Origin of the sequence: Paraburkholderia lacunae, from assembly GCF_003353175.1 — a bacterium.
GTDB classification, from domain to species: Bacteria; Pseudomonadota; Gammaproteobacteria; order Burkholderiales; family Burkholderiaceae; genus Paraburkholderia; species Paraburkholderia lacunae.
In genome coordinates this window covers 413,893-429,063 of sequence record NZ_QHKS01000002.1, presented here as the reverse complement: position 1 = coordinate 429,063, position 15,171 = coordinate 413,893, and the positions used below count along the sequence as shown (strand labels likewise).

Below are 15,171 nucleotides of genomic sequence, written 5' to 3'. Positions count from 1 at the left end.
AGCCAGCACCAGGGGCCGATCCACGCGATCTTCGTGCCGATCGGCGGCGGCGGGCTGGCGGCGGGGGTCGCGGCGTACGTGAAATCGGTGCGCCCGGAGATCAAGGTGATCGGCGTGCAGACCGACGATTCGTGCGCGATGGCGGCGTCGCTGCAGGCGGGTGAGCGGGTCACGCTGAATGACGTCGGGCTGTTTTCGGATGGCACGGCGGTGAAGCTGGTCGGCGAGGAAACCTTCCGGCTGTGCCGCGAATATCTCGACGACGTGCTGCTCGTGAACACCGATGCGCTATGCGCGGCGATCAAGGACGTGTTCCAGGACACCCGCAGCGTGCTGGAGCCCGCGGGTTCGCTGGCCGTGGCCGGCGCCAAGCAGTATGCCGAGCGCGAAGGCATCGAGAACCAGACGCTGATCGCGATCACGTCGGGCGCGAACATGAACTTCGACCGGATGCGGTTCGTCGCCGAGCGCGCCGAAGTCGGGGAAGCGCGCGAAGCGGTGTTCGCGGTGACGATTCCCGAGGAGCGCGGCAGCTTCCGGCGTTTCTGCGAGCTGGTCGGCACGCGCAGCGTGACCGAGTTCAACTACCGGATCGCGGATGCGGATTCGGCGCATATCTTCGTCGGCGTGCAGATCAGGAATCGCAGCGAGTCCGCGCAGATCGCGGGCGCGTTCGAGGCGCACGGCTTTTCCACCGTCGATCTGACGTTCGACGAACTCTCCAAGCAGCACATCCGCTATATGGTCGGCGGCCGCTCGCCGCTCGCGCATGACGAGCGGCTCTTTCGCTTCGAGTTTCCGGAGCGGCCGGGCGCGCTGATGAAGTTCCTGTCGTCGATGGCGCCGAACTGGAATATCAGCCTGTTCCACTACCGCAACCAGGGCGCGGACTACAGCTCGATTCTGGTCGGCATCCAGGTGCCGGCAAGCGAGAACGGCGAGTTCGAGCGCTTTCTCGCGACGCTCGGTTATCCGTACTGGGAAGAGACCGGCAATCCGGTGTACCGGCTGTTTCTTGCGTAGCCGAACTCTTTTGCGCGGTGGCGCGTGGTCACCCGGTTTCGCTGGCGTCGGTGTCGCTGTTGGCGTCGGCGTTCCTTTATCTCAAAATTGGATACTGCTTATCCTTCATATCGCATTGCGCGATAGACCTCATGATTGTCAAACTGAATGCAAATCAATCGCCGCATTCAGGAGACAACTCATGCGCACCCAAGTCGGCATCATCGGTGCCGGGCCGGCAGGCCTGCTTCTTTCCCATCTTCTTCATTTGCGCGGTATCGAATCCGTCGTGCTCGAATCACGCAGCCGCGAACAGATCGAATCGACCATCCGCGCCGGCGTGCTCGAACAGGGCACGATGGACCTGCTCACCGATGCCGGGGTCGGCGCGCGGATGAAGGCCGAAGGCGCGCTGCATCACGGCTTCGAACTCGCGTTCGAGGGCAAGCGGCGGCGTATCGACCTGACCGGACTCACCGGCCATTCGATCACCGTCTATGCGCAGCACGAAGTCATCAAGGATCTGGTGGCCGCGCGCGTCGCCGCCGGCGCGGCGCTGCGCTTCAACGTGTCGGATACGTCGCTGCGCGGCCTCGACACGGAAACCCCATCGATCCGCTATCGTCACGAAGGCGAGGAGCACGAGTTGCAGTGCGACTTCGTGATCGGCTGCGACGGCTCGCAGGGCGTCTCGCGCGCATCGATTCCACACGCTTTGCGCAAAGACTATGAACGTGTCTATCCGTTCGGCTGGTTCGGCATTCTTTGCGAAGGTCCGCCTTCATCGGACGAATTGATTTATGCACGTCACGATCGCGGCTTTGCGCTGGTCAGCACGCGTTCAGCGCACGTGCAACGCATGTATTTTCAGTGCGATCCAAAGGATTCGGTCGATAACTGGTCCGACGACAGAATTTGGGCCGAACTGCATGCACGCGTCGATTCGCACGACGGCCAGAAAATCGTGGACGGTAAGATCTTCCAGAAGAACATCGTCGGCATGCGCAGTTTCGTGTCGGCCACGATGCAGCATGGGCGGCTGTTTCTCGCCGGCGACGCCGCGCACATCGTGCCGCCGACCGGCGCCAAGGGCATGAATCTCGCCGTCGCCGACGTGCGGGTGCTGACTCGCGCGTTGGACGCGTTCTACGTCGAAAACCGCAGCGATCTGCTCGACAGCTACAGCGAAACCGCGCTTAAGCGCGTCTGGCGCGCCGAGCACTTCTCGTACTGGATGACGAGCATGATGCACCGCATTGAAGGCGCGTCGCCATTCGAACAGCAACTGCAGGTCGCCGAACTCGAATACGTGACGACTTCGCGCGCGGCTGCCACCGCGATGGCGGAAAACTATGTGGGCGTCGCACCGGTGTGAGAAGCTGCGTGAGCGGGCGGGGCGCATGCGGAGTGCGCCCTGCGCATAAGGCAATCGCGTGATGAGCGGGCGTTGCGATTGTCCTTCCCAAAGCAACAGAGAATTCAGGAATCGAGGATTTATCCGCGAGCGTTGCCCTCCTAGACTTTGGTGATGGGCTGTACAGAGGTCACGTCGAGGTCATATCGAGGTCGCATCTGCACCGCGTACAAAACTATCTCTGGAGGTGGTTTCATGAAATCGCTCATCAAGGCTGTCGCTGTTGCTGTTGTTCTCAGCGCGCCGATTGCTTCGTTTGCCCAGTCGAATCAGCCGGTCACCGGTGCGCAGCAAAACACCCAGGCTGCGGAACAACGCGTCTCGGAACAGAAAGATGCCGCGCAAGCCGATACCAGCGGTTATGGTTCGGGCAGCCACGGCACGTGGCAAGCCGGTCATTCGGACTCGACGCTGAGCTCCTACTCGCCGCCGATTTATAACGCGCGTTAAGTGCCTCACTAAACGGCTCGCCAGGCTATTCACGAGTCGAATCGAAAAAGGCCGGCGCCGGAAGATATCCGGGCCGGCCTTTTGCATTTTTCAGCTTTCCTGCATTCCACCCGTTCTGCAAAAACAGGGGACGTGAGCGCGGATTCTGTCGCGCGACAAGACGACCCTGCACCCGCCAATCTCAGCTATGACGTGCGCAACAACGTCAGCTCGTTTCGCAGCAACGCGTGCAGGTCGTCGTCAGTGGGTTTCGTGCCCCAGTGCCGCGCGCCCGCCACCGACGCAATCGCGATCCACGAGTGAGGCGGAAACCATTCGCGGAGCACGACGCCGTCCTGACGCAAGCACAATTGGCCGGTCTGTTCGCTGTATTCGGCGGAAATGGACGTGCCGCCGAACTGCGCCGTTACACGCCGTGGATCGCTGCGTAGCAAATCGTCGCTCCTGCAAATGATGTGGCACGAATGCTGGCGTGGCCCGGCGTCGATCACCGACGCCGCCGTCGCCCGCGCTTTAGTGGTCGCCCCTGCCGTGGTCGCCGCCATGACCGTGCCAGTCGTCATGCCCGCCGCCATCGTGACCACGCCAGTCGCCACGCGGGCCGCCGCGATAATCACGCGCGTCATGCCACTCACGGTGGTCGTGGTGACGCTCCTCCCACTCCCGGCGTTCCCAATAGCGGTGGCCGTCGTAATAGCGCTCGCCGTACCAGCCCGGGCTCACGACCACCACCGGAGGCGGCTGGACGTATACCGGCGGGGGCGGTGCGTACACCGGTTCGGGTGCGTACGCGACGCCAGGAATGCCGATGTTCACGCCGACGTCGACGTGGGCCAGCGCGACCGACGATGCGCCTATGCCCAGACAGGCAACGATGGTGATCGATAACCAGTGGTTTCGTGAAATGCTCATGATTTATTCTCGGTTTTACTATTCAGGGTAGGGACAGCCGGGCAGCCTGCGTTCAGCCGCTCAGTCGTGTTCACGCTCGTGTTCGTGGCCGTGATAATGATCGTAGTAGCCGCCCCAAGGAACCACGATGCAACCGCCCAATGCACTCCCGAGAGTGACTGCCAAAATCGTCAGCGTGAGAATTCTTTTCATGACGTTGCGTTCCCCTTTGCGTTTGATCGAACTCTACTGAGCGGCCAGATTACCGGTGTGTTCGTGTGTAACAGGACGTGTCGCTTCCATTGCACGATGGCGACGTAAGCGGGAAGACCCGGTGGGATATTCCGGCGCTGCGTTGGGACGGCCCGCAAGTGCCAGGATTGCCTTCAACCCGTTGAGCGCGTTACGAAAAGAGTCCCCCAACACCGTATCGGGCGCCTTCATGGCGGTTGATTCACGCGGAGGCGAACCAGCGCACAGTGCGCGGCGCGGCCTATCGTTTCGCGCGTGCCCGGCGGAAACATTCAGTTTCAGACTCGAGAGGGAAGCTGCGCCATACGCGCAAAAACCGTATTTTTTGCGCGCTCCCGAAGTGCCGCCGGCCCATGCGCCAGGAAGAGCCCCGGCCGGGCGACATCAGCTTTTCTTAAGGTTTGGCCCGTAGCATGTCCAGCGCCTGCGGCCAACATTGGTCTGCGTCGACGCAACGACGCAACGACGCAACGACGCAACGACGCAACGACGCAACGACGCAACGACGCAACGACGCAACGACGCAACCACGCTGCCGCTAAACGACGACTAGAAAATTTCACGATGATTCGATCCGATGAAGCCGGTTTTCCGCGATACGCCGCAAGCTATGACGGCATGGCAAAGTTTCTTCACTGGCTAGTGGTGATATTGATAGCCGCGCAGTTCGTGATCGGCTGGACCATGCCCGACATTCACAAGGGCACGCTGCCCACGGGGTTGATCGCGTGGCATCTCGGCGTTGGCGCGGCGTTGATAGCGGCGGTGGTGGTGAGAATAGTCTGGCGTCTGACGCATCCGCCCGCGCCCGCTTCGCTTTCGCCGCTGCTAGGCGTTGTGTCGCGCATCACGCATGCGCTTCTGTATGTCGCGCTGGTCGCGGTGCCGCTGCTGGGGTGGGCCAATGCATCGTCGCGCGGATGGTCCGTCAAGTTGTTCGGCCTGCTGCCTTATCCCGGTCTCTCGCCGACGGGTTCGCCAGTCGGTCACGCAATGGGCGACATTCATGGCGTTCTCGCCTGGGTGCTGTTCGCGCTGATAGGACTGCACATCGCGGGCGCGCTGTTTCACCGCTTCGTTCTCAAGGATCAGGTCTTGCAGCGAATGCTGCCTTGATCGGGCTGCCCGTGAGCTTGCGCAGAGGCGCGACGCTGCTCATGCCTGTGCGCATGCCTGTATTGTCATCGCAACTGCCTGCATGCTCCCGTGCGGGAGATCGAGTTGGGGCGTTTGCGTGGCGAGGGTCAGCGTCAGGGGCATGGGGAGCGGCGGTAGGGCGCTTATCGCGCGAGCTTGCGCTCGAGCATCGCCTTCACCTCAGCCCACTCCGAATCGATGATGCTAAAGCGCACCGAATTGCGCTTGCGTCCATCCGGCATGATGCGTTCGTGCCGGACAATGCCTTCCTGTTTGGCGCCGATCCGCAGAATCGCCGCTCTGGATTTTTCGTTGAGTTCGTCGGTGGTGAACTGCACGCGCACGCACTGCATGACTTCGAACGCGTGAGTCAGCAGAAGGAATTTCGCTTCGGTATTGACACCTGAGCGCTGCGCGGACTCGCTCAGCCACGTGTGGCCGATTTCCAGCTTCCGGTTCACCCGGTCGATCTTCCAGAAGCGCGTGCTGCCGACAATCGAGCCGGTATCGCGCCTGACGATCACAAAGGGCATCACGGTGCCGGCCTGTTTTCCTGCCAATGCCGTAGCGATGTAACTGTCGACGGTTTCGGGCCCGGGCACCACGGTTAGCTTCATGTTCCACAGTTGACCGTCAGCGGCGGCGTCGAGCAGATCCTGTGCGTGTTCCTGCTGAAGCGGCCTTAGCTCGACTGTCGCGCCGGTCAGCGCAGGTTGAATGAAACCCGGGACGTTGTCGTTCATGACGATAAAAAAGGTCCGCGAACCGGCGTTCGCGGACCTGGCATGGTTAGCGGATCGAGTTGAAGAACGTGGCTGAACGTAGCTGAACGTGGCTTAGACAGCCATCACCGATACCGCCTTGGTGACCAGATAAGCTTCCATTGCCTCCGGTCCGCCTTCCGAACCGTAGCCGGAATCCTTCACGCCGCCGAACGGCATTTCCGGCCAAGGTGTTGCAGGCTGATTGATCCACAACATGCCGACTTCCAGCTGTTGCGACAGCAGATGCACGTTGGCGAACGACTTCGTGAATGCATAACCCGCGAGCCCGTACGGCAGACGGTTCGCCTCGGCGATGGCTTCTTCGAGCTTGTCGAAACCGCGGATCGCAGCGATCGGGCCGAACGGCTCGTTATTGAACACGTCGGCTTCGAGCGATACGTTGGTCAGCACGGTCGGCGCGAAGAAGTTGCCTTCGGTGCCCACGCGTTCGCCGCCCGTCTCGATCTTGGCGCCGGTCTTGCGCGCGTCGTCGAGCACCTTGGTCATCGCCGTGAGGCGGCGCGCGTTGGCGAGCGGCCCGAGGGTCGTGCCTTCGGCGAGACCGTCGCCGAGCTTGAGGCTTTCCGCGTGCTTGACCAGCGCCGCCGCGAACGCTTCGCGGATGCTGTTGTGGACGAGAAAACGCGTGGGCGAGATGCACACCTGGCCAGCGTTACGGAACTTCGCGCCGCCCGCTGCCTTGACCGCCAGCGCGACGTCAGCGTCATCGGCCACGATGACGGGCGCATGACCGCCCAGTTCCATCGTCGCGCGCTTCATGTGCGCGCCGGCCAACGCGGCCAATTGCTTGCCGACCGGCGTCGAGCCCGTAAACGTGACCTTGCGGATCACCGGATGCGGAATCAGATAGCCCGAAATCTCCGCCGGGTCGCCGAATACCAGGCCGACCGTACCAGCCGGCACGCCGGCTTCGACGAAAGCCTGCAGCAGAGCCGCCGGCGACGCGGGGGTTTCTTCCGGCGCCTTGACGAGGAACGAGCAGCCGCTCGCAAGCGCCGCGTTCAGCTTGCGCACAACCTGGTTGATCGGGAAATTCCACGGCGTGAACGCCGCCACCGGGCCGATCGGCTCCTTGAGAACCAGTTGCTGCGCGGCCAGATTGCGCGACGGCACGATCCGGCCATAGACGCGCCGGCCTTCGTCGGCGAACCATTCGATGATGTCCGCGGCGGACAGCACTTCGACGCGTGCTTCGGCGAACGGCTTGCCCTGTTCCTGGGTCATCAGGCGGGCGATGTCCGACGCGCGCTCGCGCACCAGCGCCGCGGCTTTGCGCATGGTCGTCGCGCGTTCGTTGGCGGGGATCTTGCGCCAGGTTTCGAAGCCGCGTTGCGCAGCGGCCAGCGCCCGGTCCAGATCGGCAATGCCGGCGTGGGCGACCTTGCCGATGGCCTTGCCGGTGGCGGGATTGACGACATCGAGGGTCTTGCCGCTGGCGGCGTCGCACCATTCGCCGTTGATCAGAAGCCGGGTATCGGTATAGCTTGAGATGGCCATGCTGGGTTCCTGTGAGGGGGAGAACGATAGGCTGCGCGGTCGGTCGTGGGATGGGGGCGGGGACCTGCGCGGCCCGGAATGGACTGCCGATAGGGAAGATCTTATCTGATTGCGCGGTAGCGCACCGGCGGCGCGCTCGTGCGTGGCGCACCGCAGCGGTGTTGCCGCGAGGTGGCCGGAGCAGAAGAAATCCGGCCAAAGCATCGGCACGCAAACAGGCGTAAAGTCAAACAGCAGTTGCAGGAAGCGGCTGGAGCCAGCAGCGATGGTGATAGCTGGCGCTGGACGGCGAATGCAGCTCCAATCTCAACTAAGGTGCAAGCGAGGTCGACATGCCAACCGGTACAGTGAAGTGGTTCAACGATGCAAAGGGATTTGGCTTTATCACGCCGGACGACGGTGGCGAAGATCTGTTTGCACATTTCTCGGAGATTCGAACCGAAGGATTCAAGTCGTTGCAGGAGAACCAGAAGGTCAGCTTCGAAATCAAGCAGGGACCGAAGGGCAAACAGGCTGCGGATATCAAGCCAGTGTGAAGTAGGTTTGGGGTTTTGCCTTGGCTTGCGCAATTGATTGGCTGTGCGCCAGCAGCGTACCGACCGCAGCGCCGCTGCAGGCAAGACCCCCGCCGCTCCCGACCCCGACCCTTAAGGTTTCCTTCAGCTTTGCTCCGTACTATTTGCGCGACCACTCGCGTCCCCGCGAGGCAATGATTCCGATAGTTTTCCGATAGAAAACTGAAAGCGCCAATCAAAAGGCTTGCTGGAGCATCNACAGCTCGATTCTGGTCGGCATCCAGGTGCCGGCAAGCGAGAACGGCGAGTTCGAGCGCTTTCTCGCGACGCTCGGTTATCCGTACTGGGAAGAGACCGGCAATCCGGTGTACCGGCTGTTTCTCGCCTGATTCTCGGCTGATTTTTTTGGACTGAAACGCGCAGATGGCTCTTTCGCTCGCCGACAAACTGGTAGTGGCAATCTCGTCGCGCGCGCTGTTCGACTTCGAGGAAGAGAACCGCGTGTACGAGGACGGCGACCTGCAAGCGTATGAGGCCTTGCAGCGCGACCGGCTGGCTGTGCCCGCCAAGCCGGGCGTGGCGTTTCCGCTGATCCGCAAGCTGCTGGCGTTGAACGCGGGCGGTCACCGCGTCGAAGTGGTGATCCTGTCGCGCAGCGATCCGATCAGTGGACTGCGCGCGTTTCATTCGTGCCGCGAACATGGACTCGCCATCGAGCGAGGCGTCTTTACGCGTGGCCGGGCGCCGTTTGGCTATCTGAAGCCGCTGAACGCGTCGTTGTTCCTGTCCGCGAATCAGGACGACGTGCGCGACGCGCTGGCCGCGGGTTTTCCGGCTGCGCGCGTGTTGCCTGAATCGGCGAAAATGGCGAGCAAGTATCCGGACGAGATCCGGATCGCGTTCGACGGCGACGCCGTGCTGTTTTCCGACGAAGCCGAGCGCGTGTTCCAGAAGGACGGCCTGCGGGCATTTGTCGGTCACGAGATGCACCACAAGGATTTGCCGCTCGCTGACGGCCCCTTGAAGCCGTTGCTCGAAGCGCTGCACCGGCTGCAGAAACTCGCGGACGAAGCCGCGCCGATGCATATTCGTACGGCATTGGTGACAGCGCGTTCGGCGCCTGCGCATGAACGCGCGATCCGCACCTTGATGGCGTGGAATATCGAAATCGACGAAGCGATGTTCCTCGGCGGCCTCGACAAGAGCGCATTTCTGCGCGAGTTCGAGCCGGATTTTTTCTTCGACGACCAAATTGGCCACTGCGAATCGGCTCGCGTCGTGACGGCGACGGGGCACGTGCTGAGTGGCATCGTGAACGCATCATGACACCCGAACAATCACCGCTGGGCAAGCCTTCCGCTTACACCGAACAGTACGACGCGTCGCTGCTGTTTCCGATCGCGCGCAGCAATGCGCGAGAGGCGATCGGCATTGGCGCGCAGTTGCCGTTTTTCGGCACGGACATCTGGAATGCCTACGAGCTGTCCTGGCTGAATGCGCGCGGCAAGCCGCAGATTGCGGTGGCTACTTTTTACGTACCGGCTGATTCGCCGAATATCGTCGAGTCGAAGTCGTTCAAGTTGTATCTGGGATCGTTTGCGCAGACGGCATTCGAATCGATCGATATCGTGCGCGATACGATCAAGCGCGATGTCTCGGCTGCGTGCGGAGCGAGCGTGTCGCTGCACCTGGCGCCGCCTGTGGAGTTCGGCCGGCTGCAACTGGAGGAATTCGAAGGTTTGTCGCTCGACCGGCTCGATCTGGATACCGATCTCTATCATCCGGACCCGAAGCTGTTGACCGCGGCGCTGGACGAGGCCCCTGTCGAAGAAACGCTTTATTCGAATCTGCTGAAATCGAATTGCCCGGTGACCGGGCAGCCCGACTGGGGCAGCGTGCAGATTCATTACGTCGGTCCGCAGATCGATCATGCAGGGCTGCTGCGGTACATCATTTCGTATCGCAATCACACGGGGTTTCATGAGCAGTGCGTCGAGCGGATCTTCGTCGACATCATGCGGCAGTGCAAGCCGGTGAAGCTCGCGGTTTACGCGCGATACACGCGGCGTGGCGGGCTGGATATCAATCCGTTCCGCACCAACTACAATCTGCCGATGCCGGACAATCTGCGCACCGCGCGGCAGTGAGTTTCGCGGCTAGCTCGCGGGCACGAGCGCCTCGCTTGAAGCGATGAGACAGCCGGGCTTCGGGGCCACGTGTGAGAGCGAGCCGCGCACATGAATATTCGCCGCAGCCCGGCCGGACGCAAGCTCAGCGCCTGCGCCCGACAAGCAAAAACGATCAGGCCTTGCCAGCCGGCGTCTTATAAGCGACGCAGTCAACCTCGACCTTGCAATCGATCACCATAGAAGAAACCACGCAAGCTCTGGCCGGTGGATTCTCCCCAAAATACTCCCGGAAAACCTTATTAAAAGAAGCAAAATCGCGGGGATCATCGAGCCACACCCCGCAGCGGACGACATGTTCCGCCCCATAACCGGCTTCTTTCAGAATGGCGAAAACATTCTGAATCGCCTTGTGCGATTGCTCGACGATCCCGCCATTGATCACTTCGCCGTTTTCCATCGGCGTCTGCCCGGAAACGAACAACCAGCCATCCGCTTCGACAGCCCGAGCAAAGGGCATATGCTGACCGCCGGTCCCCTTCCCGCCTTCAACGCCATATCGCTTCATCATCAAACTCCTCACAAAGTCAGGCATGCGCGGAGCAAAACCGCCGCGCACCGCATCGAATAAAAGAACTCAAAACAGAACTCAAAACGCGCCGTGCGCGTCACCCTTCGACGCCGCGCCACGCGCCACAAAATGTCCCGCGCGCTCGCCCGTCACGGCTCCATCGCGATAAGACAACACCCCATTCACCCATACTGCGTCGATGCCGTCCGCCGCCTGCTGCGGCTTCTCGAACGTCGCGGCATCGCGCACCCGCGCCGGGTCGAACAGCACCAGATCCGCGTGATAGCCGATATGCACCTCGCCACGCTGCGCCAACCCAAACCGCCGAGCCGACAAGCTGGTCATCTTGCGCACCGCCTCTTCGAGCGGCAGCAAACCGGCATCGCGCGCGTAATGCCCGAGCACGCGCGGAAACGCGCCCCACAAACGTGGATGCGGCAGCGGATCGTTCGGCAGACCATCTGAGCCGACCATCGTCGCGGGATGCGACAGAATCCGCCGCACGTCTTCCTCGGACATGTTGTGGTACACCGCGCCTGCCGGCTGCAAGCGCTTGCCCGCCTCCTGCTGCGTCACGCCCCACTCGGCGGCAATCTCCTTCACCAGCTTGCCCGCCATCTCCGGATGCGGCTCGGACCACGTAATCGTGATGTCGATGTCGCCCGTCACCTGCTTCAGATCGAGCGTCGACGAACTGCGGTTATACGGATAACAGTCGCAACCAATCGGCTGCATGCGCCGCGCGCCCTCCAGCGACTTCAGCACCTCCTCGCTACGCCCCCAGTTCGACGGCCCCGCGCACTTCAGATGCGAAATCACCACCGGCACGCGCGCATGACGCCCCACCCGATACGCTTCGTCCATGGCGTCGAGAATCGCGTCGAACTCGGTGCGCATGTGCGTCGTGTACAGCGCGCCGGCGGCGGCGAGCGGCTCGGCCAGCGCCATCACTTCTTCGGTCGGCGCGGCAAATGCGGAGCCGTACGCCAGCCCCGAGCTCAGGCCCAGCGCACCATTCGACAACGCCTCTTCGAGCTGCGCGCGCATGCCTTCGATTTCCTGCGGCGTTGCCGCGCGATCCAGCCGGTCCATCTGGTTGCTGCGCAATGCCGTATGCCCGATCAGCGCACTGACATTCACCGCGGGCCGCGCGGCGTTGACCGCCTTTACGTACTCGGCAAAGGTCGGATACTGGAACGCGTCGCGTTCGCCGAGCAGATTCATCGGATCGGGCGGATCGCCCTTCAACGCAACCGGCGACGCGCTGATCCCGCAGTTGCCGACGATCACCGTCGTCACGCCCTGGGTGATTTTCGGCAGCATCTGCGGCGAACGGATCACGTGCGTGTCGTCATGCGTGTGAACATCGATGAAGCCCGGCGCCAGCGCGCGGCCATTGGCCTCGACGACCTCTTCGGCGAGCCAGTTCGACAGATTGCCGATTGCGACGATGCGCCCGTTGCGGATCGCGACGTCGCGTTCGACCGGCGGTGCGCCCGTGCCGTCATACAGTTGCGCGCCGACGATCAGCGTATCGGCGGCTTCGGGATGCGAATGCATGGATCAGTCTCCTAACGGTTGTCGATCGCCACCGCCACGGTGCGCATCGAGCGCGTGCTTCATGCGGCGCAGCAATTCGCGGCTCTCATCACCCTGACTGACGGCAAGTTCGGTGACGAGCACATCGAGCGCCATCATCATCGCGTAACGCGACGACGACGGCTTGTAAATGAAATCGGTCTCGAACGCGACGATCGGGATCACCCAATCAGCCAGCGTGGCGAGCGGCGAAGCCGGCGCGGTCAGCGCAATCACGGTCGCGCCGTAACTGCGCGCGATCCGGCAGTTCTCGACCATCTCCGGCACGCGGCCCGTTGTCGACAACGCAATCACGACACACTCGCGCGATACCGTGCTCGCCACCATGCGCTGCAACAGCCCGTCCTGGTAGGTCGCGACAGGCCGGCCGAGGCGTACCAGTCTGAAACGCATCTCGTCGGCGAGCGCAGTCGAGCCGCCGCCCATGCCGAACACGTAGATCATCCGCGCGGCGCGCAATGCGGCTGCCGCTTCGGTGAGCGGTGCCTGGCGCAGCAATTGATGGTTATGCGCAAGCGCGGTCTGCAGTTCGTCGAACACGCGGGTGGCGATCGGCTCGGGTGCGTCCGTGGGAGCGCCCGCTTGCAGAAAGCGCTGGCCGACCGCGGCCGCCTGGGCAAGCCGCAGCTTCAATTCCCGCACATCGCGGCAACCGACCGCCTTGGCAAAGCGCGTCACGGTCGCCACGCTCACCTCGGCCTGCTGCGCGAGCGCGCCGATGCTCGCGCGCGACGCGCCGGTCAGATCGTCGAGAATCAGCGCGGCGACCTTGCGTTCGGCCGAACGCAACTCCGGCGCGCATTCGGCAATGCGCGCGACGATGTCGAAAGCCAGCGGTTCGGCGGTAGAGTTCATTGCGGACTGTGGAAAGCCAACGCAGCCGCCCGTGAGCGTGGCCGCGCAAGTCGTGGTACTAAATAACATTTCTTCGGTTATCGTACTTTCGGTAACATGGTAAAGTCAACTTTGATTCTATTCAACTGGACGATGGAGCAGGGAGACATGAAAGTTACAAACTATCAAGGCGCAACGATTGATCCTTATAGCAAGGGCTTGGGCATGGTTCCAGGCACCAGCATCCAGCTCACGGATGCCGCGCGCCTCGAGTGGAACCTGTTGAACGAGGACGTCAGTCTGCCCGCCGCGGTGCTGTACGCGGATCGCGTTGAACACAACTTGAAGTGGATGCAGGCGTTCGTCGCCGAGTACGGCGTCAAGCTCGCACCGCACGGCAAGACCACGATGTCGCCGCAGCTCTTTCGCCGTCAGCTCGAAACGGGCGCATGGGGCATTACGCTCGCCACCGCGCATCAGGTGCGCGCCGCATATCACGGCGGCGTTTCGCGGGTGTTGATGGCCAATCAGCTGGTCGGCCGCCGCAACATGATGATGATCGCCGAGTTGCTGAGCGATCCCGATTTCGAATTCTTCTGTCTTGTCGATTCGGCCGAAGGCGTCGAGCAGTTGGGCCAGTTCTTCACATCGGTGCGCAAACCGCTGCAGGTGTTGCTCGAACTCGGCGTGCCGGGCGGCCGCACCGGCGTGCGCGACGACGCACAGCGCAACGCGGTGCTCGATGCAATCGCGCGTTATCCGGACGTGTTGAAGCTGGCGGGTGTCGAGTTGTATGAAGGGGTGCTCAAGGAAGAGCACGAAGTGCGCGAGTTTCTGCAAAGCGCTGTTGCCGTCACGCGCGCGCTCGTCGATGAAGGGCGTTTTGCCCGTACGCCGGCCGTTTTGTCAGGCGCGGGTTCGGCCTGGTATGACGTGGTCGCGGAAGAATTCGTGAAGGCGTCGGAAACCGGCAAGGTCGAAATCGTGCTGCGCCCCGGCTGCTATCTGACGCATGACGTCGGCATCTACCGCAAAGCGCAGACGGACATCTTCGCGCGCAATCCGGTCGCGAAGAAAATGGGGGAGGGCTTGCTGCCGGCGCTGCAATTGTGGGCGTATGTGCAGTCGATTCCGGAACCGGATCGCGCGATCATCGGTCTCGGCAAGCGCGACTCCGCTTTCGATGCGGGCATGCCGGAGCCGGCGCGCCACTATCGTCCGGGCACAGCGGCACCACGCGATGTCGCGGCGAGCGAAGGCTGGGAAATCTTCGGCTTGATGGATCAGCATGCGTATCTGCGGATCCCGGCTGGCGCCGATCTGAAGGTGGGCGACATGATCGCGTTCGACATCTCCCACCCATGTCTGACGTTCGATAAATGGCGTCAGGTGCTGGTGCTCGATCCGTCGTATCGCGTCACCGAGGTGATCGAAACGTTCTTCTGATCAGGCCGAAAACGGCGCGCTGCAGGCGGGGTGGCGCGCCGCTCGTCACAGGGGAGTATTCACTCGAACCTTGTGCTCGAACCCTGCGCTCGAACCCTGCGCTCAAATCCTGCGCTCGAGCTTCGCGCCAGAACCCCGCGTTCACGCCTCGCGCTCCGGGCCGGCGTCCACCACCGCCTCAGGCGCCTGCGTCGCGGCGGCGCTGGCGCCCGCTGCGGCCGCCACTTCGCCGATCCGCACTTCCAGCAGCTTCAATGCGCCCGACAGCGCGGCCAGCGCGTCGTCCGGCAGACTCGCCATGGTGTCGTGCAGAAATGCGTTACGACGCGGCAAGCTGGCTTCCGTCGCCGACAGCCCCGCTTCGGTCAGGCGCACATTGGTCACGCGGTTATCGCGCGCATCCATGCTGCGGGCGATCCAGCCAAGCGCTTCCAGCGTTTTCAATTGCCGCGTGAGCGCGCCCGGATCGACGCGCAAGCGCTCGACCAGCCGCTTCTGCGACGACTCGCCGGCCTGTTCGTGCAGTGCCAGCAGAATGCGCCAGCGCGGCAACGGATGGCCGACGTGCGCCTCGAATGCCGACATGAACGCCCGGTAGGTGCGGCCGAATTGCTGCACGACGGCGACGCGATCCTGTTCTTCCATGATGGGT

17 protein-coding genes are annotated in these 15,171 nt (G+C 62.6%); 8 read left to right on the top strand and 9 right to left on the bottom strand.

The features are described 5' to 3' along the window. From ilvA to DLM46_RS04800, 3 genes are all read left to right on the top strand, one after another. Window positions 1–1,023, top strand: a 1,023-nt coding sequence (gene ilvA / locus DLM46_RS04810; RefSeq protein ID WP_115099616.1) for a threonine ammonia-lyase, biosynthetic, incomplete at its 5' end; no start/stop codon positions are given. 181 nt (window positions 1,024–1,204) lie between these two features. Beyond that, window positions 1,205–2,377, top strand: coding sequence for a 4-hydroxybenzoate 3-monooxygenase (locus tag DLM46_RS04805; protein ID WP_115099615.1), 1,173 nt, complete (start codon window positions 1,205–1,207; stop codon window positions 2,375–2,377). A 234-nt stretch (window positions 2,378–2,611) separates the two neighbouring features. Continuing rightward, the gene (locus DLM46_RS04800) at window positions 2,612–2,866 is read left to right on the top strand and encodes a hypothetical protein (RefSeq protein WP_115099614.1); all 255 of its coding nucleotides are present in this window, start codon (window positions 2,612–2,614) and stop codon (window positions 2,864–2,866) included. A gap of 185 nt (window positions 2,867–3,051) precedes the next feature. Here the strand turns inward: DLM46_RS04800 and DLM46_RS04795 are convergent, their stop codons facing one another. The 3 genes from DLM46_RS04795 to DLM46_RS40885 form a co-directional block, all read right to left on the bottom strand. Then, the gene (locus DLM46_RS04795; protein WP_115099646.1) at window positions 3,052–3,300 is read right to left on the bottom strand and encodes a hypothetical protein; all 249 of its coding nucleotides are present in this window, start codon (window positions 3,298–3,300) and stop codon (window positions 3,052–3,054) included. Window positions 3,301–3,379: 79 nt separating this feature from the next. Beyond that, complete coding sequence (locus tag DLM46_RS04790; protein ID WP_115099613.1) at window positions 3,380–3,778, bottom strand: hypothetical protein; 399 nt, start codon at window positions 3,776–3,778, stop codon at window positions 3,380–3,382. A 60-nt stretch (window positions 3,779–3,838) separates the two neighbouring features. Next, on the bottom strand, window positions 3,839–3,970 hold the full coding sequence (locus tag DLM46_RS40885) for a hypothetical protein (protein ID WP_279635158.1): 132 nt from the start codon (window positions 3,968–3,970) through the stop codon (window positions 3,839–3,841). 603 nt (window positions 3,971–4,573) lie between these two features. Here DLM46_RS40885 and DLM46_RS04785 point away from each other — a divergent pair. Then, window positions 4,574–5,125: a cytochrome b gene (locus tag DLM46_RS04785; protein ID WP_208866234.1), complete on the top strand. Its 552-nt coding sequence runs from the start codon at window positions 4,574–4,576 to the stop codon at window positions 5,123–5,125. 164 nt (window positions 5,126–5,289) lie between these two features. On the opposite strand, the gene DLM46_RS04780 is transcribed toward DLM46_RS04785, so the two are convergent. Continuing rightward, entirely contained in the window at window positions 5,290–5,889 is a 600-nt protein-coding gene (locus tag DLM46_RS04780; RefSeq protein ID WP_115099612.1) for a GNAT family N-acetyltransferase, read from the bottom strand. A gap of 93 nt (window positions 5,890–5,982) precedes the next feature. After that, the gene (locus tag DLM46_RS04775) at window positions 5,983–7,428 is read right to left on the bottom strand and encodes an NAD-dependent succinate-semialdehyde dehydrogenase (RefSeq protein WP_115099611.1); all 1,446 of its coding nucleotides are present in this window, start codon (window positions 7,426–7,428) and stop codon (window positions 5,983–5,985) included. Between the two features lie 332 nt (window positions 7,429–7,760). Between DLM46_RS04775 and DLM46_RS04770 the strand changes: the two genes are divergently transcribed. From DLM46_RS04770 to queF, 3 genes are all read left to right on the top strand, one after another. After that, on the top strand, window positions 7,761–7,964 hold the full coding sequence (locus DLM46_RS04770) for a cold-shock protein (protein WP_008922053.1): 204 nt from the start codon (window positions 7,761–7,763) through the stop codon (window positions 7,962–7,964). Window positions 7,965–8,366: 402 nt separating this feature from the next. Next, window positions 8,367–9,269: a 5'-nucleotidase gene (locus DLM46_RS04760; RefSeq protein WP_115099610.1), complete on the top strand. Its 903-nt coding sequence runs from the start codon at window positions 8,367–8,369 to the stop codon at window positions 9,267–9,269. Continuing rightward, a complete protein-coding gene (queF, locus tag DLM46_RS04755) occupies window positions 9,266–10,090 on the top strand; it encodes an NADPH-dependent 7-cyano-7-deazaguanine reductase QueF (RefSeq protein WP_115099609.1) in 825 nt (274 codons plus the stop codon). Before DLM46_RS04760 ends, queF begins: the two co-directional genes overlap by 4 nt. A 154-nt stretch (window positions 10,091–10,244) precedes the next feature. Here queF and DLM46_RS04750 read toward each other — a convergent pair whose 3' ends face one another. The 3 genes from DLM46_RS04750 to DLM46_RS04740 all read right to left on the bottom strand — a co-directional run bounded on the left by DLM46_RS04750 (window position 10,245) and on the right by DLM46_RS04740 (window position 13,094). Continuing rightward, the gene (locus DLM46_RS04750) at window positions 10,245–10,637 is read right to left on the bottom strand and encodes a RidA family protein (RefSeq protein ID WP_115099644.1); all 393 of its coding nucleotides are present in this window, start codon (window positions 10,635–10,637) and stop codon (window positions 10,245–10,247) included. 81 nt (window positions 10,638–10,718) lie between these two features. Next, entirely contained in the window at window positions 10,719–12,200 is a 1,482-nt protein-coding gene (locus DLM46_RS04745; RefSeq protein ID WP_115099608.1) for an N-acyl-D-amino-acid deacylase family protein, read from the bottom strand. A 3-nt stretch (window positions 12,201–12,203) separates the two neighbouring features. Then, window positions 12,204–13,094, bottom strand: a complete 891-nt coding sequence (locus DLM46_RS04740) for a MurR/RpiR family transcriptional regulator (protein ID WP_115099607.1) — start codon at window positions 13,092–13,094, stop codon at window positions 12,204–12,206. Window positions 13,095–13,241: 147 nt separating this feature from the next. On the opposite strand from DLM46_RS04740, the gene DLM46_RS04735 reads away from it, so the two are divergent. Beyond that, on the top strand, window positions 13,242–14,519 hold the full coding sequence (locus DLM46_RS04735; RefSeq protein WP_115099606.1) for an amino acid deaminase: 1,278 nt from the start codon (window positions 13,242–13,244) through the stop codon (window positions 14,517–14,519). A gap of 141 nt (window positions 14,520–14,660) precedes the next feature. On the opposite strand, the gene DLM46_RS04730 is transcribed toward DLM46_RS04735, so the two are convergent. Then, complete coding sequence (locus DLM46_RS04730) at window positions 14,661–15,164, bottom strand: MarR family winged helix-turn-helix transcriptional regulator (protein WP_115099605.1); 504 nt, start codon at window positions 15,162–15,164, stop codon at window positions 14,661–14,663. Window positions 15,165–15,171: the final 7 nt, after the last annotated feature.